Source organism: Streptomyces sp. G-G2 (assembly GCF_030063135.1).
Lineage (GTDB): Bacteria > Actinomycetota > Actinomycetes > Streptomycetales > Streptomycetaceae > Streptomyces.
In genome coordinates, this window is the sequence record NZ_JASISO010000019.1 from 1 (window position 1) to 20,612 (window position 20,612).

Consider the following 20,612-nt stretch of genomic DNA (forward strand, 5'->3'; position numbering starts at 1 on the left):
CCTGTGCCGGATCCTCGCACTCACGGCGGCGATCTGGCACAACGACAAGACTGGGCAGCCGGTCAAGCGGTCACTGATCGCCTACGACCACTGACCGCAACGACACCCCTTGGACTCATTCATCTAGGCGACGATCCAGTCGCTGGTGGCGATCACCGGCTGGACGCCCTCGCGGTGGATGGTGCCCTCGATCAGCCCGTACGGGCGGTCCGCGGCGAAGTAGACCTCGTTGTCGTTCTTGAGGCCGAACGGCTCCAGGTCGACGAGGAAGTGGTGCTTGTTGGGGAGGTTGAGGCGGACCTCGTTGACCCGCGGGCAGTGGTCGAGCACACGCTCGGCCATCTGGTTCAGGGTCTGCTGGAGCGAGTACGAGTACGTCTCCGCGAACGCGTCCAGCAGGTGCTTGCGGACCTTCTTGTACGACCGGTCCCAGTCGTGCTCCGGATCGTCGGCGGCCAGCGCCGAATGCGCCCAGCGCGAGGTGACCTTGGTCGCCAGGATGCGGTCGTACGCCTCCTGGAGGGTCGTGTACTTGTCCTTGACGTAGCCGTGGAACTCGGAGTTGGTCGAGTTCATCACCGTCAGGTCCTTCAGACCCGAGATGACCTGGAGACCGGTGGTCTCGCTGTAGGTGATCTGCGCGGTGCGCACTTCCTGGCCCTTGAGGACGAAGGAGTGCTGCTCCTTGCGCGTCGGGACCGGGATCCGCTCCCAGACGAACTCCTCGATGCGGATCTGCGCCTCGCGGATCGCCTCCTGCGAGGAGACGAAATGCTTGGCCAGCAGGACCCCGAAGGCCTCGGGGGAGTCGATGCCGTGCTCCTTGCCGAAGGCGTACACCGTGTTCTTGGTGGTGTCGGTCGGCAGGCAGTTGGCGTTGTCGCCGCTCAGGTGGACGTCGCGGAAGTCACCGCGGAGCGCGACCGAGACGTTCAGGTCCCGGATCTCGTGCCAGGAACCGTCGCTGCCCTTGCGGGTGACCTTGACGATGCGGTTCTCGGCCTTGCCGTACTGGTTGTGGCCCAGGACGTGCTTGCTCATGCTGTTTTCCTTCGGCTGTTCGGGAACACGGAGTCCGTTGTTCTGGATCCCGTACGCCCGGCGTCCAGCGTCCGCCCGGATGTGCTGGACGTGCCGCCCCCCGCCGTTCGGCCGCGACGGCCGCCCCGGGACTGATGTGCATCCCGGTCCGTAGGTGCTTGTTTCGGTACTGATTCGTACTGAGGGGATTGCAGCACGCGGGAGACCGGTTCCGAACCGGACGGATCATCCGAGAACCGGCACCCCCGCTTTGGGCGACCGCACAGCACGGGCCGTTGGGCGACCGCACGGCACCGGCCGGTACGCGTCCCGTACGGCCGCCGTGCGGCCGGGGCTACGCCATGTGCGCGTCCGCCACCGACAGGGCCTCGTCGAGGATCGCCAGGCCCTTGGCCACGTCGGCCGCGCCGATGTTGCAGGGCGGGGCGACGTGGAGGCGGTTGCCCGCGACCAGCGGCCACAGGCCGCCCTTCTTGCAGGCCTCCGCGAAGGCGCCCATGGGGGCGTTGTCCGCGCCCGAGGCGGCGTACGGGACCAGTGGCTCCCGGGTCTCCCGGTCGCGTACGAGCTCCAGCGCCCAGAAGGTGCCGAGGCCCCGGACCTCACCGACCGAGGCGTGCCGCCCGGCGAGCTCCCGCAGACCCGGACCCAGCAGCTCCGCCCCGGTGCGGGCGGACTGCTCGACGACGCCCTCCTCGGCCATGGTGGTGAGGGTGGCCACGGCGGCGGCGCAGGCCAGCACGTGCCCGGAGTAGGTCAGCCCGCCCGGGTAGGGGCGCCGGGCGAAGGTCTCGGCGATCGCGCCGGAGATCGCCACGCCGCCGAGCGGTACGTAGCCGCTGTTGACGCCCTTGGCGAAGCAGAGGAGGTCGGGGGTGACCTCCCAGTGGTCGGCGGCGAACCACGCGCCGGTCCGGCCGAAGCCGACCATGACCTCGTCCAGGATGAAGACGATGCCGTAGCGGTCGCACAGCTCGCGCACGCCCGTCAGGTAACCGGCGGGGGGCACGAGCACGCCCGGGGCGCCGCCGACGCTCTCCAGGATGATCGCGGCGATCGACTGCGGGCCCTCGAAGACGATGGTGTCCTCAAGGTGGCGCAGGGCGCGCGCGCACTCCTGCTCCGGCGTCTCGGCGTGGAAGGGCGACCGGTAGAGGTAGGGGCCCCAGAAGTGCACGACGCCCGCGGTCGCGGTGTCGTTGCCGAAGCGGCGGGCGTCGCCGGTCAGGTTGATCGCGGTGGAGGTGGCGCCGTGGTACGAGCGGTAGGTGCTCAGGACCTTGGCGCGGCCGGTGTGCACGCGGGCCATCCGGACGGCGTTCTCGACGGCCTCGGCGCCGCCGTTGGTGAAGAAGATCTTGTCGAGGTCGCCGGGGGTCCGCTCGGCGATGAGCCGGGCGGCCTCGGAGCGGACGTCCACGGCGAAGCCGGGGGCGAGGGTGCACAGCTTGGCGGCCTGCTCCTGGATCGCGGCGACGACCTTGGGGTGCTGGTAGCCGATGTTGGTGAAGACGAGGGAACTGGAGAAGTCGAGGAAGCGGTTCCCCTCGTAGTCCCAGAAGTACGCACCGTCCGCCCCGGCCACGGCGAGCGGGTCGATCAGCTCCTGGGCCGACCAGGAGTGGAAGACATGCTTGCGGTCGGCTTCTTTCACGGCGGCAAGCGCGTGGGCGGATTCAGCGTTCATACATCGAGCGTAGTTGTCCACGATGTGGATGCGCGGGGGGCGGCGGACACCCGCGCACGGTGGGGCGGGCGCTGGTCACAGGGTCAGACGAGGTGGCGGCCGCCGTCGACCGTCAGGACGTCGCCCGTGGTGCAGGCGGCGTTCACCAGGTAGAGCGTCGCCTCCGCGACATCTCGCTAACTTACCGTCTGGTGGAATCTATTTTCCGTTGTACGGAAGTTCCGCCTCAGCTGGATATGCCGGGGGGCCATGGCTGGTTGAGGGCCGGGCACACGGGTAGGCGGTGGGGCGACGGGAGGAGGGCCGGGTGATGGCGGAGCGATTCTCGGTCGACGTGACCGTCGAGGAGGGTGTGACCGTCCTCGCGCTGTCCGGCGAACTCGACCACGACACGGCGGGTCCCCTGCGGGGGGCCCTGGAAGTGGCGCTGGCCGGGGACGGCGGCCACCGGGTCCTCGTCGACTGCGCGGGACTGGGCTTCTGCGACTCCACCGGGCTGAACACGCTCCTGCGGGCCCGGCTGGCCGCGCGCGAGAGCGGGACCCGGCTGGAGCTGGCCGGGCTGCGGCAGCCGGTGGCGAGGATGTTCCGTACGACCGGCGCGGACGGGGTGTTCCTGGTTCACGAGGACCGCGCCGCGGCCCTGGGTGTGCCGCCGGGCGCGGGAGCCGGCAGCGGCGTCGGCCCCGCGGGGCGGGGCGGCGGCTCCGGTGGCTGAATCCCCCGAGCATCCATGGCCCGGACGTCCGGGACCCGAGCAGACGCGACGGCTGATCCTGGGCGGGCCGGTGCCCGGCACGGTCACCCGGTGCCGGGACTTCACCCGCCGGGCCCTCACCGACTGGAGCTGGCTCCGGGAGCCCGGCGCTCCCGGGAGCCACGACGACTTCGCGGCCCCCGGCGCCTACGGGGCCCTCGCGGTCCCCAGGGCCTTCACGGTCTCCGAGACCTTCGCCGTCTCCGCGGTCTCCGAGGTGGAGGAAGCCGCCGAGGATGTCCTGCTGATGGTCTCCGAGATGGTGACCAATGCCTGCATGCACGCGGGCGGGCCCGGTGAGCTGGTCCTGCGGAACGCCCCCGACCGGTTGCGGGTGGAGGTCAGCGACGGGAGCCCCGAGCGCCCCCGCCGCCGTTCGCCGGGCCGCCCCGGCCTGCCGGGCGGACACGGACTGGTGGTCCTGGAGCGGCTCTCCCGCTCATGGGGCTGGGAACGGCACGAGCCGCCGGGCGGAAAGACGGTGTGGGTCGAGGTGGCCTCGCCCTTCGCCCCGCCCGGGACGGCTCGCAGACGCTAGAGCGGCCCTCTCGGTGACGCCAGAGCAGCCCTCTCGGCCCTCTCCATGATCCGGAGAGAGACGGCCCACCCGGCCCGAGGAGACGGTCCTACGCGGCCTCGTCGGGGGCGTCGTCCAGCAGGCCCGTGCGGAGGCGGGCCAGGGTGCGGGTGAGCAGCCGGGAGACGTGCATCTGGGACAGGCCCATCCGGGCGCCGATCTCGGACTGGGTCAGCTCCTCGCCGAAACGCAGCGCGAGCAGCGCCCGCTCGCGTTCGGGCAGCACCGACAGCAGCGGCTTGAGGGATTCCAGGCACTCGATGCGGTCGTAGGCCTCCTCGTCCGCGCCCAGCGACGGCTGGGTGTCGAAGGCCTCCCCCTCGCCGTCGCCCTGTACGGGCGCGTCCAGGGAGCGCGCGGAGTAGGCCACGGCGGCCTTGCGGCCCTCGGCCAGCTCGTCCGTGGTCACGTCCAGCCGTTCGGCCAGTTCCGCCTCGGTAGGGCTGCGGCCCAGGTCCTGCTCCATGGCGTCCTGCGCCTTGGCGGTGCCCAGCCGCAGTTCCTGGAGCCTGCGCGGGACCTTGACGGCCCAGCTGGTGTCGCGGAAGAACCGCTTGATCTCGCCGGTGATCGTGGGCATGGCGAAGGTGGTGAATTCCGCTCCGCGCGCGGGGTCGAAGCGGTTGATCGCCTTGATCAGCCCGACTGTGCCGACCTGGATGATGTCCTCCACCGGTTCGCTGCGGCCGCGGAAGCGGCGGGCGGCGTACTTGACCAGGCTGAGGTTCAGTTCGACGAGCGTGTTGCGGACGTACGAGTAATCCGCGGTGCCCTCTTCCAGGGCCCGCAGGCGGGTGAACAGGGTCACCGAAAGGGCCCTGGCGTCGGCGGTGCTCACCTTGAGCGGTTCCTCCGGTATGCCCTCCATGAGCTGGTATCGGTCATCTGTTCGAAGCATGTAAGGCTCCTCCGACGGGTGGTCGCACCCCCTGATTTCGGGCACGGCCGTCGTGCGAGCTGACCCCTCCGGTATACCCGGTCGCCGCTGGAATTACCCGTAAGAGTGATGGGAGGCACAGCTCGGAGGCCCGAGGGAGCACACTGGAAGATCCTTGAGACGGGGAGCCGGGACATGAGCCGGGACACGAGCCGGGGAGTGGGCGTGGAGATCGCCGCGGGCACGCGGGAGGCCCTGGCCGCCGCCGTTTCCTCGCTGACCGCCGAGGTCGCCGAACTGCACGACGACCGGGCCCGGCGCAGGCTGCTCGACCTCGCCACGGGGGTCCTCGTCGACCAGCTCCGGGTGACCCCGGCCGAGGCCGCGGACCATCTGCTGGAGCTGGCCGTCAGTACCGGGCTCAGCGCCGGTGACCTGGCCGCCGACATCCTGAACGCCGCCGCGGGGGACCTGGTCGCCGAGGTGCCCGCCGACGCCCGCCGGATCCGCCGGGCCACGGCCGCCGTCCTCGCGAACGACACCGCGGGCGAGGCCGCCGTCACCCTGCTGGACGGCGGCCTGCGCCGGATCGGGGTGCGCACGCTCTACCTGTGGCGCCGGACCGGCACCGACTGCCTGGAGCTGGTCGGGCAGGCCGGGGCCGGCCCCGAGGAGGCGCGGCACTGGCAGTGGGTGCCGCCGGACACCGCGTTGCACCGGGTGCTGTGGGAGGGGGCGCCCTGGTGGGGCGTGGACGACTGGCTGCCGGGCGGGAGCGGGACCCGGGCCGTGCTGCCGCTGCGCAGGCACGGCCAGATCGTCGGGGTGGCCCTGGCCGTGCGGGACAACCCCGCCGAGGAGCCCGACGACCGGGTCCGGCGGATCACCGAGCTGCTCTGCGAGCCCTGCGGGGCGCTCCTCGGCGACGCGGAGCCGCCCGGGATCCGGGCCGCGGAGACCGCACTGCTGGAGCTGGCCACCGGCCCCGCGGTGCTGCTGGGGGCGGACGGGGTGCTGGAGTACGTCAACCCCGCCGCCCGCACGGCCCTGGGGGCGGTGCGCGGCCCCGCGGGCCGGTCCGGGGCCGAGGTGTTCCCGTACGCCTGGAGCGCGCTGGCGGCGGCCCGGGACCGGCCGGGGCCGCGCCGCCTGGGGCAGGTGGGCGGGATGGACGACGTACGCGTCCTGCCGCTGGGCCGGGGGCGGACCGCCGTGCTGTGGGAGGCGGCGGACCGGCGCGGCGAGGCCCTGACCCGGGTACTGGGGCGGTTGGAGCGGGTCGGCTCCTTCCAGGAGGACCTGCTGACCGGTGCCACGTGCTGGAGTCAGGAGACGTACACCCTGTTCGGGATGGACCGCGAGGCCCCACCGGTGCCGCTGGCCCGGCTCGGCCCCCGGCTGCACCCGCAGGACGTACCGCTGCTGGAGGCGCTGCTTGCCTCGCTGGTGGAGGCGCACCGCGGGGACCGGGCGCTGGTCCGCGCGGTGCGGGCGGACGGCGGGATCCGGCACGTGCGGATCGCGGCCGAACCGCTCCTGTCGGGGGCGGCCCTGACCGGGCTCACCGGGGTCTACCAGGACGTTTCCGCGCAGCACCACACCGAGATCGCCCTGTCGGCGGCGCAGGAGGACGCGGTGACGCGGACCCGGTTCGTGCTCCAGCTCCAGCGGGCGATCGTCCCGGAGGCGCCCTCGACCGCGGAAGCGGCGGGCGGCCTGGGCATCGCGGCCCGCTACCGGCCCGCCGCCGAGGACTATCTGGTCGGCGGCGACTGGTACGACGTGATGGTCCTGCCGGACGGCCGGGTGCTGGTCGCGGTCGGGGACATCGCCGGCCACGGCATCGACGCGGCGACCAGCATGGTCGTCCTGCGCAACGCCCTGCGCGGGCTGGCGGTGACCGGCGCGGAGCCCGGCGGGCTGATGGGCTGGCTCAACGAGGTCACCCTGGGCACCCGGGGCGGCCCCACCGCCACGGCGGTGTGCGCGGTGTACGACCCGGTGACGGGGGCACTGCGGTGGAGCAGCGCGGGCCATCCGCCGCTCCTGCTGCTGCGCGAGGGGCGGGCCCGGATCCTGGACGCGCCGCACAACATCCTGTTGGGGGCGGTGCCGGGCGTCGCGTACGAGGAGGCGTCGCTGGACCTGCTCCCGGGGGACACCCTGCTGCTGTACACGGACGGGTTCGTGGAACGGCGGCACGTGAGCATGGACCAGAGCCTCGCCGCGCTGCGGCGCGCGGCCCAACGGGTGGGCGCCGGCCCGGTGGAGGCGATGGCCGACGAGCTGTTGTCGGCGGTCACCGGGGACACGGACGACGACACGAGCCTCGTGGTGGTGCGGGTGCCGCGCGCGGGCGTCCCTCCGGAAGGGACGGGCTGGGGCGCGGGGCGTTAGGGAGTCGTAAAAGCCGTGATCGGGGGCGTATGGGCCCCGTCAAGGGAGGCTGTGGCGGCCCAAACAGGGGTTCCACTCTGAGGTGTCCGCATGTCGTCCCGGAACCTCAGGAGCTCACGATGGCCGATCTGGCCTTCGTCGTCACCACGATCGCGCTCTTCGCGCTGGTGGCCTTCGTCGCCAAGGGGGTGGCCAAGCTGTGACCATCGAAAACGTGGTGGGCCTGCTGGTCGCCGTCTCCCTGCTGGGCTACCTCGTCGTCGCCCTCGTGTTCCCGGAGAGGTTCTGAGCCTCGATGAGTCCCGTCCTTTCCGGGGTCCTCCAGCTGCTCGCGCTGGTCGCGGCACTGGCCCTCGCGTACCGCCCGCTCGGCGACCACATGGCCCGGGTCTACTCCTCGGAGAAGCACTACAAGCCGGAGCGGTGGATCTACCGGGCGATCGGCGCGAACCCGTCCGCGGACATGCGCTGGCCCGCCTATCTGCGCGGAGTCCTCGCCTTCTCCGTGGCGGGCGTCCTGTTCCTCTACGGCCTCCAGCGCCTCCAGGGCGTACTGCCCGGCTCGCTCGGCTTCTCGGCGGTCAAGCCGGACCAGGCCTTCAACACCGCCGCCTCCTTCGTGGCCAACACCAACTGGCAGTCGTACTCCGGTGAGCAGGCGATGGGCCACGTCGTGCAGACCGGCGGCCTGGCGGTGCAGAACTTCGTCTCGGCGGCGGTCGGCATGGCCGTCGCGGTGGCGCTGGTGCGCGGCTTCGCCCGGTCCCGTACCGGCGAGCTGGGCAACTTCTGGGCGGACCTGGTGCGCGGCACCGTACGGATCCTGCTGCCGCTGTCCGTGATCGGCGCGCTGGTCCTGGTCGCCTGCGGGGTGCTCCAGAACTTCTCCGGCATCCACCAGGTGGGTCAGTTCCTGGGCGGGACGCAGCAGTGGAACGGCGGCGCGGTCGCCTCCCAGGAGGTCATCAAGGAGCTGGGCACCAACGGGGGCGGTTACTTCAACGCGAACTCGGCCCACCCCTTCGAGAACCCGACGCCCTTCTCGAACCTCTTCGAGGTCTTCCTGATCCTGCTCATCCCGTTCGCGATGACGCGGACCTTCGGTCGGATGGTCGGTTCGGTCCGGCAGGGCTACGCGCTCCTGGCGACGATGGCGACCATCTGGCTCGGCTTCACCGCGCTGATGATGTGGACCGAATTCGCGCACCACGGCCCCGCGTTGCAGGCGGCGGGCGGCGCGATGGAGGGCAAGGAGACCCGCTTCGGCATAGCGGGCTCGGCGATCTTCTCGGTGGCCACCACCCTCACCTCGACCGGCGCGGTCAATTCCTTCCACTCCTCCTATACGGGCCTGGGCGGCGGGATCCAGCTGCTGGGCATGCAGTTGGGCGAGATCGCGCCCGGCGGGGTCGGGTCCGGGCTCTACGGCATGCTGATCATGGCGGTCATCGCGGTGTTCCTCGCCGGCCTGATGGTCGGCCGGACGCCCGAGTACCTCGGCAAGAAGATCGGCACCCGCCAGATCAAGCTCGCCGCCTGCTACATCCTGATCACCCCGGCCCTGGTCCTGTGCTTCACCGCCGCGGCGATGGCGCTCGACGGGCCGCGCGGGTCCATGGCCAATCCGGGGGCGCACGGCTTCTCCGAGATCCTCTACGCCTACACCTCGGGCGCGAACAACAACGGCTCCGCCTTCGCGGGGCTGAGCGCGGACACCCCCTGGTTCAACACGACCATCGGGCTCGTGATGCTGCTGGGCCGGTTCCTGCCGATGGTGTTCGTCCTGGCGCTGGCCGGGTCGCTCGCCGAGCAGAACCCGGTACCGGCCACCGCGGGCACCCTGCGCACCGACAAGCCGCTCTACGCGGGCCTGCTCGTCGGCACGATCGTCATCATCACCGGCCTCACCTACTTCCCGGCCCTGGCGCTGGGCCCGCTCGCCGAAGGGCTCGCCTCATGAGCACCATCACGCCCACCCGCGCTCCGCACGAGGACCTTCCCGCCGGACCCGTGCCGGCCGGGCGCGTCGGCGCGGGCCTGTTCGACCCGAAGGCGATGCTGAAGTCCTTCCCCGACGCGGTCAGGAAGCTCGACCCGCGGGTGATGGTGAAGTCGCCCGTCATGTTCGTGGTCCTGGTCGGGTCGGTGGTCACCACCGTCCTCGCCCTCCAGGACCCGGGCGACTGGTTCGGCTGGGCCATCACCGGCTGGCTCTGGCTCACCACCGTCTTCGCCAACCTCGCCGAGGCGGTCGCGGAGGGCCGGGGCAAGGCCCAGGCCGAAACCCTGCGCAAGGCCAAGACCGACACCGTCGCGCGCCGCCTGAACGGCGCGCGAGAGGAGCGGGTGCAGGGCACGGACCTCCGGATCGGCGACCTGGTGGTGTGCGAGGCCGGGGACGTCATCCCGGGCGACGGTGACGTCGTCGAGGGCGTCGCCTCCGTCGACGAATCGGCGATCACCGGTGAATCGGCGCCCGTCATCCGGGAGTCGGGCGGTGACCGCTCGGCGGTCACGGGCGGTACGAAGGTGCTCTCCGACCGGGTCGTCATCCAGATCACCACCAAGCCGGGCGAGACGTTCATCGACCGGATGATCAGCCTGGTCGAGGGGGCCTCCCGGCAGAAGACGCCCAATGAGATCGCCCTCAACATCCTGCTCGCCTCCCTCACGGTCGTCTTCCTCCTCGCGGTCGTCACCCTCCAGCCCTTCGCGATCTACGCGGGCGCCGAGCAGTCGATGATCGTGCTGGCCGCGCTGCTGGTCTGCCTGATCCCGACCACCATCGGAGCGCTGCTCTCCGCGATCGGCATCGCGGGCATGGACCGACTCGTCCAGCGCAACGTGCTGGCCATGTCGGGGCGCGCGGTGGAAGCGGCGGGTGACGTCTCGACGCTGCTGCTGGACAAGACGGGCACCATCACCCTCGGCAACCGTCAGGCCAGCGAGTTCGTACCCGTGGAGGGCGTCACCGAGGCCGAACTGGCTGACGCCGCCCAGCTGTCGTCGCTGGCGGACGAGACCCCCGAGGGCCGTTCGATCGTCGTGCTGGCGAAGACGGCGTACGGGCTCCGCGAACGCCACCAGGGTGAACTCGCGCACGCCGAATGGATCGCCTTCACCGCCCAGACCCGGATGTCGGGTGTCGACGCGGACGGCCGCAAGACCCGCAAGGGCGCGGCCGGTTCGGTCCTGGCCTGGGTGGCCGAACGGGGCGGTACGGTCGCCCCCGACGCCCGCGCGAAGGTGGACGCGATCTCCGGGGCGGGCGGCACCCCGTTGCTCGTCGCGGTCGAGGACGAGACGGGTGCGCGGGTCCTGGGCGTCATCCACCTCAAGGACGTGGTCAAGGAGGGCATGCGGGAGCGGTTCGACGAACTGCGCCGGATGGGCATCAAGACCATCATGATCACCGGTGACAACCCGCTCACCGCCAAGGCCATCGCGGAGGAGGCCGGTGTCGACGACTTCCTCGCCGAGGCCACCCCCGAGGACAAGATGGCCCTCATCAAGCGGGAGCAGGCGGGCGGCAAGCTCGTCGCGATGACCGGCGACGGCACCAACGACGCCCCCGCGCTGGCCCAGGCCGATGTGGGCGTGGCCATGAACACCGGGACCTCGGCCGCCAAGGAGGCCGGGAACATGGTGGACCTGGACTCCGACCCCACCAAGCTGATCGAGATCGTCGAGATCGGCAAGCAGCTCCTGATCACCCGCGGCGCGCTGACGACCTTCTCCATCGCCAACGACGTGGCGAAGTACTTCGCGATCATCCCGGCGATGTTCGCGGTGGTCTACCCCGGCCTGGACACACTCAACGTCATGGGCCTGCACTCGCCCGAGTCGGCGATCCTCTCCGCCGTCATCTTCAACGCGCTGATCATCATCGCGCTGGTCCCGCTCGCCCTGAAGGGCGTCCGCTACCGGCCCACCAGCGCGGACCGGATGCTCCGCCGCAACCTCGGCATCTACGGACTGGGCGGGCTCATCGCCCCGTTCATCGGCATCAAGCTCATCGACCTGCTCATCACCCTCATCCCCGGAATCGGCTGACCATGATGAACAACTCCGTCAGCAACACCCTTCGGCTGATCGGCGCGGGCCTGCGCGCCCTCCTCGTCCTGACCGTCGTCTGCGGGGTCCTCTACCCGCTCGCGGTCACCGGCGTCGCCCAGGTCGCCTTCAGTGAGAAGGCCAACGGTTCTGAGGTCAAGGACAGCAGCGGCCGGGTCGTCGGCTCCGCCCTCATCGGCCAGGGCTACGGCGACGACCCGCGCTGGTTCCAGCCCCGCCCGTCGGCCGGGCTGGGCCAGAACACCGTCAACACGCAGTACGGGCTGCTGGTGTCCGGCGCCTCCAACAAGGCAGCCGACAACCCCGAGCTGGTCAAGGCGGTCCACGAGGCCCAGCAGAAGGTGATCGAGGCCAACACCGTCCCCGGCTTCACCCCCCGGATCTCGCAGATCCCCGCCGACGCCGTGACCTCCTCGGCCTCCGGCCTGGATCCCTCGATCTCCCCGGCGTACGCGGCCCTCCAGATCCCCCGGGTAGCCGCGCGGCACCACCTCCCGACGGCCCGTGTCGAGCAACTCGTCGCCGCGCACACGCAGGGCCGCACCCTCGGCTTCATGGGCGACCCGAGGGTCAACGTCCTGGCCCTGAACACCGCGCTCAAGGACCTGGCGCAGTAGGCGGCCCGATCCCCATGGGTTCGGGCCCGCGCGGTGCGTTGTTTCACGTGAAACACGCGTGGTTTCACGTGAAACGACGACGTTTCACGTGAAACCACGCACCGCGCGAGGGCAGTTCAGGTGGTCGCGATGCCGAAGTCGTGGACCAGCGCCGCCAGACCGCCCGGGTAGCCCTTGCCGCCCGCCACGAAGGTCCAGTCACCGCTCGCGCGCCGCCGGAAGGAACCCAGGACCAGGGCGGTCTCCCCGGGTCGGCCGTCGGACACCTCCAACTGGTCGATCTCCGCCCCGTCGGCGGCCAGTAGCCGGATCCGGGCGTCGGTGAAACCGGTCAGGTCGGCGTGCGGATGGGCCTCCGGGTCCACCGCCGCGACCAGTACCAGCCGGTCGGCGCGGGCGGGGAGCGCGTCGAAGTCCACCTCGATCGCGGCCCGGTCGGGCGGGGTGTGGGCGCGGCTGCGTACCGAACCGTCCGGGGTGCCGGGGTTGTTGAAGAACACGAAGTGTTCGTCGTCGAGCACCCGTGTGCCCGCGCAGACCAGTGCGCACACGTCGAGCGTGACCCCGCCCGACCAGGTCATGCCGAGGATGTTGTGCTCCGCGGCCGGACCGGCGGCGGGGACGGGGGAAGCGGCGCGCTGGGCCGGGACCGCGGCAGCGGGCGGCGCGGGGGCTGTCGCGGCGCCGGGGCGGGCACCGTCGCCTAGGCGCCCGCGCAGGCCGTGGCGGTGCAGCAGGTCCACCAGTTCCGGCCCGGACACCAGCTCCAGCGGCTTGCCGCGCGCGAAGTTGTGCGAGCCGGGACCGAAGCCCGAGGTGGTGACCAGGACGCCCTTGTTGGCGCCCGCGTCCTGCACCGTGCCGTAGAGGTCGCGCACGGCGGTCGGCGGCACGGTGTTGCGGTACCGCTTGACCTGCACCACGATCGTGCCGCCGCGGATCGGGGCGGGGTCCGTCGCGTCGACGTCCACTCCGCCGTCATTGGAGCGCTGCGTCATCACGGCCCGCATCCCCATGGCCCGGAAGAGTTCGGCGACGAGGCCCTCGAACTCGATGGGGTCCATCGCGAACAGGTCGGGCTCGTCCGGCCCGGTGTCGCTCGTCGTCCCGTGGGTGACCACGTCCGAACCGACGTCCTCGGGCGTGCGGGCCGCACGGACCGCCGTCAACAGGTCCGGCCGGGCCGACAACTGGCCGCGCAGCGCACCGGTCAGGCAGTCCACCGCGTTCACCTGGGCCAGGTGCAGGGCCTCGAACGCGGTACGGTCCGCCATCGCCGTGGCCAGCACGATCCGGGCGGGGCGGCCGGTGGCCGGATCGTGGTCGTCGACGTACCCGTTCAGGGCCACCGACTCCAGGGCCCCGAACTCGTCCGCCGCGAACAGGTCCCGCAGCACCAGCAGGGCGCACTGCGCGAGCAGGTCGCGGTACACCGCCCGCCGCTGGCCCACCGGCAGCGGGGACTCCTTGTCCTGGTCCACGCTCGGCATGTACCGCACCGACTTCGCCGTCGGCACCACCTCGAAGCCCGGCAGCTCCCAGTCCAGGACCAGTTGGCGGGCGCCGGGATCGTAGGCGGCGCTCAGCGCGCGCGGCAGCTCCTCGGGCCAGGCCGAGGACGCGTACAGGGCGGCGGAGAAGTACTCGACGACGGCTTCGGGATCCCCGGAACCCAGCGAGGCGCCCAGATCCGCGATCCCGGTGTTGTGCGCGCGGATCTCACCGAGCCGCTCGCCCGCCCACCGGTCGTACTGGGCGCGGTACGCCGCGAGTTGCCGCTGCCGCTCGGCCTCGGCGGCGTTCGCCGCGTGCCAGGCCTGGGTGTAGCGGGCGTGCGCGTCGGCCTCCGCCTGGGCCCGGCGGCCCGCCCCGATGCCCCAGCCGCCGCTCTGTACGGGGAACTGGTGCGGCTCCGGCATGGGCACGGGATGCCCCAGCGGGCCCGGGTCGAAGGCTTCGATCTCCTCGGCCCGGCGCAGTCCCGCGGCGCGGAAGACGGGCGCGGCGCAGCCCCGGCCGAGCAGTCCCTGGAGATCGGCGGCCTGCTGTTCCAGCCGCTCGGTCAGCCTGCGGGCCTCGGCCTCGCGGTACTGCCGGTAGGCCGCCTTCTGCTCGCGCAGCCCACGGGCCGCCTCCCGCTCGTGGGCCCGCTGCGAGCGCTCGCGTTCACGCTGCTGAAGAGCCTGCGAGCGTTGCTGCTGGCGCTGGGCCTCGGCCCAGATCCCGACCAGTCCACTGGAACGACGACTCATCCGCCCCGGCCCTCCCCGACCCCGTGCGATACCCGCCGAAACCCTATCGGGTGACGGGCATGCCGGAGGGCCGGTCACCACGGATGGTGACCGGCCCGCGACAGCGCTCGGATTCCTGCGGGGAACGTCCCCCGGCCGCTACTTCGGCATCAGGACGGTGTCGACGATGTAGACCGTCGCGTTCGCGGTCTTCACGTTGCCGCAGACCACGTTGGACGTGCCGTTGACCTGGTAGGAGGTGCCGGAGCCGGTGGTGGTGAGCTTGCCCTTCTCCAGGGTGTCGAAGGAGCCGTTCTCCAGCTGCTTGGGCGTGATCTGCTGGCCCACCACGTGGTACGTGAGGATCTTGGTGAGGGTGGCCTTGTCGGCGAGCACCTTGTCCAGGTCGGCCTTCGGGATCTTCGCGAAGGCGTCGTTGGTCGGAGCGAAGACGGTGAGGTCCTTCGCGTTGTTCAGGGTGTCGACCAGACCGGCCTGCTTGACGGCGGCGACCAGGGTGGACAGCGCCGGGTTGTTGGAAGCGGCCGTGGCGACCGGGTCCTTGGCCATGCCGTCGAAGCTGCCCGCGCCCGAGGCCGGTACGCCCGCACAGCCCGCGCCGAACGGCTTGTCCATGGACATCGAGTCGTCCGTCGACGCCGCCGCGGACGGCGCCGCGCTCGCGGAGTCGGCGGTGGATCCCGAGGCACTGTCCTTGGTGGAGTCGGAGCAGGCGGCCAGTGCGAAGGGCAGGACGGCCGCCGTGGCCACGGCGAGGGCGGTACGACGGAAGCGGAGCGTGGTGGTCATCTGGTTCTCCATGAGGTGATCGGTCACTGGGACGGTGGTGAGGGACAAGGAATGAGAAACGGGGGGTCCGGGGGTCGGAGTGCGGGTCACCCGGGGGTGACGAAGACGCTGTGCCAGCCGCTGGCTCCGTCGGGAATGGTCTGGGCGCGCCGGTCGGTCTGCAGTTGGCCGGCGCCGTCGGTGGCGCGGACGGTGAGCGTGTGGCTGCCGGAGGTGGCCTTCCACGGGAAGGACCACTGCCGCCAGGTGTCGACGGTGTCCTGCTCCGCGAGGTCGGCCCGCTGCCACGGACCGTCGTCGATCCGGATCTCCACCCCGCTGATGCCGCGGTGCTGGGCCCAGGCGACCCCGGCGACCATGACCGTCGTGTCCGCCGGGGGGCGGGCGAACGGCTTGGGGGTGTCGATCCGGGCCTGGGTCTTGATGGGCCCGCGCGGGGCCCACTTGCGCTTGACCCAGTACGGGTCGTACGCGGCGAAGGTGGTCAGCTCGATGTCCTCGATCCACTTGCACGCCGAGACGTACCCGTACAGGCCGGGGACGAGCATGCGGACGGGGAAACCGTGCTCGAAGGGGAGCGGCTCCCCGTTCATGCCGACCGCGAGCATCGCGTCGCGGCCGTCCATGACGTCCTCGACCGGGCTGCCCAGGGTCATGCCGTCCACCGAGCGGGCCACCAGCTGGTCGGCCGGGCCGCCCCGGGAGGGGGGCCGGACGCCCACCTCCCGCAGCAGGTCGGCCAGCCGGACGCCGAGCCAGCGCGCGTTGCCGACGTACGGGCCGCCGACCTCATTGGAGACGCAGGTCAGCGTCACGTCGCGCTCGATCAGGTCCCGGCTCAGCAGCTCCTGGTAGGAGTACGTACGGGGCCGGGTGACGCCCTTGCCGTGCAGCCGCAGCCGCCAGCCGTCCGCGTCCACCTTCGGTACGACCAGGGCCGTGTCGACCCGGTAGAAGTCGCTGTTCGAGGTGGTGAAGGCGCTGATTCCCGGCACCCGCAGGCTCGCCCGCGCCGGTACCGCGGCGGCCGGAGAAGCGGGCGCGGGCAGCCGTACGGCCTTCCGCGAGGCCACCGCGCCCTGCCCGAGCCGCCCCGTCAGGCTCCGCCCCAGCGCGCCCGCGCCGGTGGAGAGGAGCGCGGTGGCCCCGGCGGCGAGCAGGAACCCGCGCCGGTCCAGGCCCACGGCCCGCTCCGACCCGGGACGCGGCCGGGTCAGCCGCCCGATCAGGACGTACAGGACGACGGCGCCCGCGACCGCGCCGACCAGCGAGGGCAGCGCGTCGGCGACCCCGGAGGCATCGGGCCGGGACAGCGCCGCCGCCGCGCCGAGCACCCCGAAGCCGAGCACTCCGGCGGCGCCGGTACGGCGCCGCCGCAGCGCGAACAGCCCGAGCAGCACGGCGAGGAGACCCAGGGTGGCGACGATGCCGAGCTGGAGGACGAGCTTGTCGTTGGTGCCGAAGTGGCGGATCGCGAAGTCCTTCACCGCCGCCGGGGTGCGGTCGATGGCCGCACCTCCGACAGCGGTGACCGGACCGGCCTGGGGGCGTACGAAGGAGGCCACCAGTTCCGCGACCGCCAGCGCCGTGTAGCCCGACAGCAGGCCGCTCAGCGCGGCGGACGCGCCGCGCTGGAGGGTCTGTCGCCGGGAGGCTGATCGGTTGGTGGTCATGTCTGCCATTCGGCGCCCCCGGGTCCCCGGATTGGTCCCCATCGCGGGATCACCCCGTGGAGCGAGACCGGACGCGCTGGTTGACGGGCCTGGGCACCCGCCGGAACCGGTGCCCCCGCCGATCCGACGGGGCGCGGGCCAATCCGCGGGTGCTTCGGCACCGAAGCAGAGGTGTACCGGGGTGACCCCACCCGAGCCGCGCGGCGCGAAGGACTGCCCATGCAAGCGATCCATCGAATGTTCCCCCCGTGCCCCGACGCCCCGCCGCCGCCACGGAGTACGCGCCGACGCTGGGGGAGGGCGGCCCGGTGAGGCAGCCCCTCAGGATCGGCGACGGCGAGGGCGACCGCCGCGAACAGAGCGCCCCACCCGGCCCGCCGGAGCTGATGGCCCGGGTCGCGCAGGGCGACCAGGACGCCTTCGCCGCCCTGTACGACGTGATCGCCGGACCCGTGTTCGGCATCGTTCTCAAGGTCCTGCGGGACCGTGCGCAGTCCGAGGAGGTGACCCAGGAAGTGATGATCGAGATCTGGCGCGGGGCCGCCCGCTACCAGCCCGCGCAGGGGTCCGTCATGACCTGGACGGCCACCCTGGCGCACCGCCGCGCCGTGGACCGGGTGCGCTCCGCCCAGGCCGCCGCCCACCGGGACCACAACGACGCGGTCGGCGCCCAGGTCCGCCCGTTCGACGAGGTCAGCGAGCAGGTCGAGACCCGGCTGGAGAGCGAGCAGGTGAGGCGCTGCCTGCGCCGCCTGACCGACCTCCAGCGGGAGACCGTCACCCTCGCCTACTACCAGGGGCTGACCTACCGCGAGGTCGCGGAGACCCTGGGGACCCCGCTCCCCACCATCAAGACCCGAATGCGCGACGGGCTGATCCGGCTGCGCGACTGCATGGGGGTGACCACGTGAAGACCGACGACCTGCACACCCTCACCGGCGCGTACGCGCTCGACGCCCTTGGCCCCGACGAGCACCACGCCTTCACCCGGCACCTGGACCACTGCCCCTCCTGTGCCCAGGAAGTGCGGGAGTTCGCCGCGACCGCGGCCCGGCTGGCGTCGGCCGCGGCCACGGCCGCGCCCCCCGAGCTGAAGGCACTGGTACTGGAACGCATCGACATCGTGCGCCAACTCCCGCCCCGGGTGCCGGCGCCGGGGCGGTACGCCGTGCTCGTCACCCGGCTGCGGCGGCGCGGCGGGGTCTTCGTGGTCGCCGCCAGCCTCGCCGCGGCCGCCGCCTTCGGCGCGATCGCCCTGGGCCAGCACGACCGGGCGCAGCTCGCCGAGCGGGCGGGCCGGTCCGCGCAGCAGGACGCCGACCGGGCCGGAGCGCGCGGCGAGGCGCTGGCCGCGGTGCTGGCCGCGCCGGACGCCCGTACCGCCACGGCGCGGACCGCTTCGGGCGCCAGGGTCACCGTGGTGACCTCCGCGTCCCGCGACCGGTCGGTGGTGCTGGCCGCGGGACTGCCGCCGACACCCGCCGGGAAGACGTACCAGCTCTGGTACTCGGAGCACGGCTCGATGCGCCCGGCCGGGCTGCTGGGCGGCGGGCACGCGCTGCTGCTGGAAGGGGCCGTACGGGACGCCACGGCGATCGGCCTCACCGTCGAACCGGCGGGCGGCTCGGCGCGGCCCACCAGCAGCCCGCTCCTGGTCATGGCGCTCCCGGTCTAGGCCGACTCCTTCGGGAGGGAGCGAAGAGATCGGCGGCCGGGCACGCTCGGGGCGTCCCGAGCGTTGTCCGGGTGCCGATCTATGACATAAGGAGACAGACATGGCCCTGTGGGACCGCATCAAGGATTCCGCCGCGACGATGCAGACGCAGCTGGTGGCGAAGCGCAACGACCTCAAGAGCGGGGCGTTCAGGGACTCCAGCATGGCGATGTGCGCGCTCGTGGCCGCGGCCGACGGGACGATCGACGCCGCCGAACGGCAGCGCGTGGCGCAGCTGATCGGGACGAACGAGGTGCTGCAGAACTTCCCGGCGGACGAGCTGCGCCGCCGCTTCGACGAGAACCTCGACAAGCTGACCGCCGACTTCGACTTCGGCAAGGTCAGCGTCATGCAGGAGATTGCCAAGGCGAAGAAGAAGCCCGCCGAGGCCCGCGCGGTCATCCAGATCGGCATCATCATCGGCGGCGCCGACGGCGACTTCGACAAGACCGAGCAGGCCGTCGTCCGCGAGGCCTGCTTCGCGCTGGATCTGGCCCCGCACGAGTTCGATCTCTGACGGAGCCGCAGGCGCACGACCGGGGGTTAGCCCCACCGCCGGGTGTCCCGCCTGCCGGATGGGAGCGCGGGCCGCCGTCAACCAGTCTTGTGGCATGACCACTTACACGCACAAGACCGCGGCTCTCGCCCTCTCGGCGGTGACCGCCGCCGCCCTGACCGCGGCCTTCGCCCCGCACGCAGAGGCCGCGCAGGTGCGTTCGGGCCAGGCCGGGACGCCGGCTCTGGTCTGGCGGTCCTGTGCGCAGTCCGGCGGACCCGCGGGCCAGGAGTGCGCCGCGCTCTCCGTCCCCCTCGACTACGCGGCCCCGAGCGGGCGGAAGGTCTCCCTCGCCGTCTCCCGGATCCGCTCCGAGGACCCGGGCCGACGGCGCGGCACCCTCGTGGTGCTGCCCGGTGGCCCCGGCGGATCCGGGGTCCAGCGCCTCACCCAGAAGGGCGCGGCGCTGGGCAGGGAACTGGCCGGCGGCTACGACCTGGTCGCCTTCGATCCGCGCGGCGTGGGCGCCAGCACGACGGCGAGCTGCGCGCTGGACCCGCAGGACCGGCGGCTGGTCACCCTGCGGAACTGGCCGCTGACACCGCAGGAGGGTGGCTTCGCGGCCAACGTGGCCCGGGCCGAGCGGCAGGCCGCGGCCTGCGCGGCCAACGGCGGCGAACTGCTGCGCAGCTTCACCACCGCCAACCAGGCCCGGGACCTGGACCGGCTGCGCGAGGCGCTGGGCGAGCGGAAGCTGTCGGCCTGGGGAACCTCGTACGGCACCTACGTGGCCGCCGTATACGCGCAGAAGTTCCCGCAGCGCACCGACCGTGTCGTCCTGGACAGCACCGGCGACCCCGATCCGGCGCGGGTGGAGCGCGGCTGGCTGGCGAACATGTCGCCGGCCGCCGACGAGCGCTTCCCCGACTTCGCGGCCTGGGCGGCCGACCCGGCCAGGGCGGCCGAAGGCCTGCGGGTCGGCGAACACCCGGACGACGTACGCCCGTTGTTCCTGGCCCTGGCGGAGCGGCTCGACCGCGCGCCCAGGCCGTCCACCACCGAGGGCGTGCCGCTCACCGGGAACCTGCTGCGCCAGGCGATGCAGAACGCCCTGTACGCCGACGCCGCCTTCCCCGGCCTGGCCCGGCTGATCGGCCAGGCCCAGGACCCGGCCGCCACCCCGGTCCTGCCGCCCGAGCTGGCCCAGCCGCTGCGCGACGAGGACGCGGCCCTCGCCCTCGCGGTGGTCTGCAACGACGTGAAGTGGCCGACCGACGTGGCGTCGTACGAGCGTTCCTCGGCCGCCGACCGCGCCGCGCACCCGCTCACGGCGGGCATGCCCGCGTCGATCCCGGCCTGCGCGTTCTGGAAGGACGCGCCGACGGAGGAGCCGACCCGGATCACCGGCGCGGGTCCGTCGAACATCCTGATGGTCCAGAACCTGCGCGACCCCGCCACCCCGTACTTCGGCGCCCTCAGGATGCGCGCGGCGCTCGGCGACCGGGCCCGGCTGGTGAGCGTCGACCACGGCGGCCACGGGGTCTACCTGGGCAACGGCAACGCCTGCGGGGACCGCGCGGTCACCGAATTCCTCACCACCGGCCACCGCCCGGCGCGCGACGCGTACTGTGGCGCGCCGGAGTAGCGGCCGGGCCGGAGCG

18 protein-coding genes are annotated in these 20,612 nt (G+C 72.4%); 12 read left to right on the forward strand and 6 right to left on the reverse strand.

All coding sequences use genetic code 11. The features are described from left to right. Nucleotides 1-123: 123 nt before the first annotated feature. Complete coding sequence (gene pucL / locus QMF80_RS16760) at nt 124-1,041, reverse strand: factor-independent urate hydroxylase (protein WP_283454006.1); 918 nt, start codon at nt 1,039-1,041, stop codon at nt 124-126. A gap of 334 nt (nt 1,042-1,375) precedes the next feature. Beyond that, entirely contained in the window at nt 1,376-2,728 is a 1,353-nt protein-coding gene (locus QMF80_RS16765; RefSeq protein ID WP_283454009.1) for an aspartate aminotransferase family protein, read from the reverse strand. A gap of 310 nt (nt 2,729-3,038) precedes the next feature. Here QMF80_RS16765 and QMF80_RS16770 point away from each other — a divergent pair, with 310 nt between their 5' ends. Both QMF80_RS16770 and QMF80_RS16775 read left to right on the forward strand, forming a co-directional pair. Continuing rightward, a complete protein-coding gene (locus QMF80_RS16770) occupies nt 3,039-3,446 on the forward strand; it encodes an STAS domain-containing protein (protein WP_283454011.1) in 408 nt (135 codons plus the stop codon). Next, complete coding sequence (locus QMF80_RS16775; protein WP_283454012.1) at nt 3,439-4,023, forward strand: ATP-binding protein; 585 nt, start codon at nt 3,439-3,441, stop codon at nt 4,021-4,023. Before QMF80_RS16770 ends, QMF80_RS16775 begins: the two co-directional genes overlap by 8 nt. Nucleotides 4,024-4,111: 88 nt before the next feature. Here the strand turns inward: QMF80_RS16775 and QMF80_RS16780 are convergent, their stop codons facing one another. Further along, complete coding sequence (locus QMF80_RS16780; RefSeq protein WP_283454014.1) at nt 4,112-4,960, reverse strand: SigB/SigF/SigG family RNA polymerase sigma factor; 849 nt, start codon at nt 4,958-4,960, stop codon at nt 4,112-4,114. Between the two features lie 174 nt (nt 4,961-5,134). On the opposite strand from QMF80_RS16780, the gene QMF80_RS16785 reads away from it, so the two are divergent. Genes QMF80_RS16785 through kdpC form a run of 6 tightly spaced genes read left to right on the forward strand, consistent with a single transcriptional unit; the run spans nt 5,135 to nt 12,027 of the window. Then, nucleotides 5,135-7,336, forward strand: a complete 2,202-nt coding sequence (locus QMF80_RS16785) for a SpoIIE family protein phosphatase (protein ID WP_283454015.1) — start codon at nt 5,135-5,137, stop codon at nt 7,334-7,336. 29 nt (nt 7,337-7,365) lie between these two features. Further along, the gene (locus tag QMF80_RS16790; protein ID WP_283454017.1) at nt 7,366-7,539 is read left to right on the forward strand and encodes a hypothetical protein; all 174 of its coding nucleotides are present in this window, start codon (nt 7,366-7,368) and stop codon (nt 7,537-7,539) included. Next, complete coding sequence (kdpF, locus tag QMF80_RS16795; protein WP_283454019.1) at nt 7,536-7,625, forward strand: K(+)-transporting ATPase subunit F; 90 nt, start codon at nt 7,536-7,538, stop codon at nt 7,623-7,625. Before QMF80_RS16790 ends, kdpF begins: the two co-directional genes overlap by 4 nt. Nucleotides 7,626-7,631: 6 nt before the next feature. Beyond that, nucleotides 7,632-9,296, forward strand: a complete 1,665-nt coding sequence (gene kdpA, locus QMF80_RS16800; RefSeq protein WP_283454021.1) for a potassium-transporting ATPase subunit KdpA — start codon at nt 7,632-7,634, stop codon at nt 9,294-9,296. Beyond that, entirely contained in the window at nt 9,293-11,389 is a 2,097-nt protein-coding gene (gene kdpB, locus QMF80_RS16805) for a potassium-transporting ATPase subunit KdpB (protein ID WP_283454023.1), read from the forward strand. Before kdpA ends, kdpB begins: the two co-directional genes overlap by 4 nt. A gap of 5 nt (nt 11,390-11,394) precedes the next feature. Beyond that, the gene (gene kdpC / locus QMF80_RS16810) at nt 11,395-12,027 is read left to right on the forward strand and encodes a potassium-transporting ATPase subunit KdpC (RefSeq protein WP_283454238.1); all 633 of its coding nucleotides are present in this window, start codon (nt 11,395-11,397) and stop codon (nt 12,025-12,027) included. A 116-nt stretch (nt 12,028-12,143) separates the two neighbouring features. On the opposite strand, the gene QMF80_RS16815 is transcribed toward kdpC, so the two are convergent. From QMF80_RS16815 to QMF80_RS16825, 3 genes are all read right to left on the reverse strand, one after another. Continuing rightward, complete coding sequence (locus QMF80_RS16815; RefSeq protein WP_283454025.1) at nt 12,144-14,279, reverse strand: restriction endonuclease; 2,136 nt, start codon at nt 14,277-14,279, stop codon at nt 12,144-12,146. Nucleotides 14,280-14,417: 138 nt separating this feature from the next. Then, nucleotides 14,418-15,068 (reverse strand): fasciclin domain-containing protein, encoded by a 651-nt coding sequence (locus QMF80_RS16820; protein ID WP_283454027.1) that lies wholly within the window; start codon nt 15,066-15,068, stop codon nt 14,418-14,420. Nucleotides 15,069-15,154: 86 nt separating this feature from the next. Then, the gene (locus tag QMF80_RS16825; RefSeq protein ID WP_283454030.1) at nt 15,155-16,741 is read right to left on the reverse strand and encodes a molybdopterin-dependent oxidoreductase; all 1,587 of its coding nucleotides are present in this window, start codon (nt 16,739-16,741) and stop codon (nt 15,155-15,157) included. Between the two features lie 308 nt (nt 16,742-17,049). Between QMF80_RS16825 and sigK the strand changes: the two genes are divergently transcribed. The 4 genes from sigK to QMF80_RS16845 all read left to right on the forward strand — a co-directional run bounded on the left by sigK (nt 17,050) and on the right by QMF80_RS16845 (nt 20,596). After that, nucleotides 17,050-17,652 carry an ECF RNA polymerase sigma factor SigK gene (gene sigK, locus QMF80_RS16830; protein WP_502962867.1) on the forward strand — a complete coding sequence of 201 codons (603 nt, stop codon included), beginning with the start codon at nt 17,050-17,052 and terminating at the stop codon, nt 17,650-17,652. Beyond that, nucleotides 17,649-18,416 carry an anti-sigma factor gene (locus QMF80_RS16835; protein ID WP_283454032.1) on the forward strand — a complete coding sequence of 256 codons (768 nt, stop codon included), beginning with the start codon at nt 17,649-17,651 and terminating at the stop codon, nt 18,414-18,416. Before sigK ends, QMF80_RS16835 begins: the two co-directional genes overlap by 4 nt. A 100-nt stretch (nt 18,417-18,516) precedes the next feature. After that, on the forward strand, nt 18,517-18,972 hold the full coding sequence (locus QMF80_RS16840; protein ID WP_283454034.1) for a tellurite resistance TerB family protein: 456 nt from the start codon (nt 18,517-18,519) through the stop codon (nt 18,970-18,972). Between the two features lie 94 nt (nt 18,973-19,066). Further along, nucleotides 19,067-20,596, forward strand: a complete 1,530-nt coding sequence (locus tag QMF80_RS16845) for an alpha/beta hydrolase (protein WP_283454035.1) — start codon at nt 19,067-19,069, stop codon at nt 20,594-20,596. The last annotated feature ends 16 nt before the right edge of the window (nt 20,597-20,612 follow it).

What these genes read in the sequence shown, in the direction of transcription:
- QMF80_RS16840 (WP_283454034.1), top strand. Translation starts at nt 18,517, where the DNA reads ATGGCCCTGTGGGACCGCATCAAGGATTCCGCCGCGACGATGCAGACG.
- QMF80_RS16820 (WP_283454027.1), bottom strand. Translation starts at nt 15,068, where the DNA reads ATGACCACCACGCTCCGCTTCCGTCGTACCGCCCTCGCCGTGGCCACG.
- kdpA (WP_283454021.1), top strand. Translation starts at nt 7,632, where the DNA reads ATGAGTCCCGTCCTTTCCGGGGTCCTCCAGCTGCTCGCGCTGGTCGCG.
- QMF80_RS16825 (WP_283454030.1), bottom strand. Translation starts at nt 16,741, where the DNA reads ATGACCACCAACCGATCAGCCTCCCGGCGACAGACCCTCCAGCGCGGC.
- QMF80_RS16790 (WP_283454017.1), top strand. Translation starts at nt 7,366, where the DNA reads ATGGGCCCCGTCAAGGGAGGCTGTGGCGGCCCAAACAGGGGTTCCACT.
- QMF80_RS16785 (WP_283454015.1), top strand. Translation starts at nt 5,135, where the DNA reads ATGAGCCGGGACACGAGCCGGGGAGTGGGCGTGGAGATCGCCGCGGGC.
- QMF80_RS16770 (WP_283454011.1), top strand. Translation starts at nt 3,039, where the DNA reads ATGGCGGAGCGATTCTCGGTCGACGTGACCGTCGAGGAGGGTGTGACC.
- QMF80_RS16845 (WP_283454035.1), top strand. Translation starts at nt 19,067, where the DNA reads ATGACCACTTACACGCACAAGACCGCGGCTCTCGCCCTCTCGGCGGTG.
- QMF80_RS16815 (WP_283454025.1), bottom strand. Translation starts at nt 14,279, where the DNA reads ATGAGTCGTCGTTCCAGTGGACTGGTCGGGATCTGGGCCGAGGCCCAG.
- QMF80_RS16780 (WP_283454014.1), bottom strand. Translation starts at nt 4,960, where the DNA reads ATGCTTCGAACAGATGACCGATACCAGCTCATGGAGGGCATACCGGAG.
- kdpB (WP_283454023.1), top strand. Translation starts at nt 9,293, where the DNA reads ATGAGCACCATCACGCCCACCCGCGCTCCGCACGAGGACCTTCCCGCC.
- QMF80_RS16765 (WP_283454009.1), bottom strand. Translation starts at nt 2,728, where the DNA reads ATGAACGCTGAATCCGCCCACGCGCTTGCCGCCGTGAAAGAAGCCGAC.
- kdpC (WP_283454238.1), top strand. Translation starts at nt 11,395, where the DNA reads ATGAACAACTCCGTCAGCAACACCCTTCGGCTGATCGGCGCGGGCCTG.
- pucL (WP_283454006.1), bottom strand. Translation starts at nt 1,041, where the DNA reads ATGAGCAAGCACGTCCTGGGCCACAACCAGTACGGCAAGGCCGAGAAC.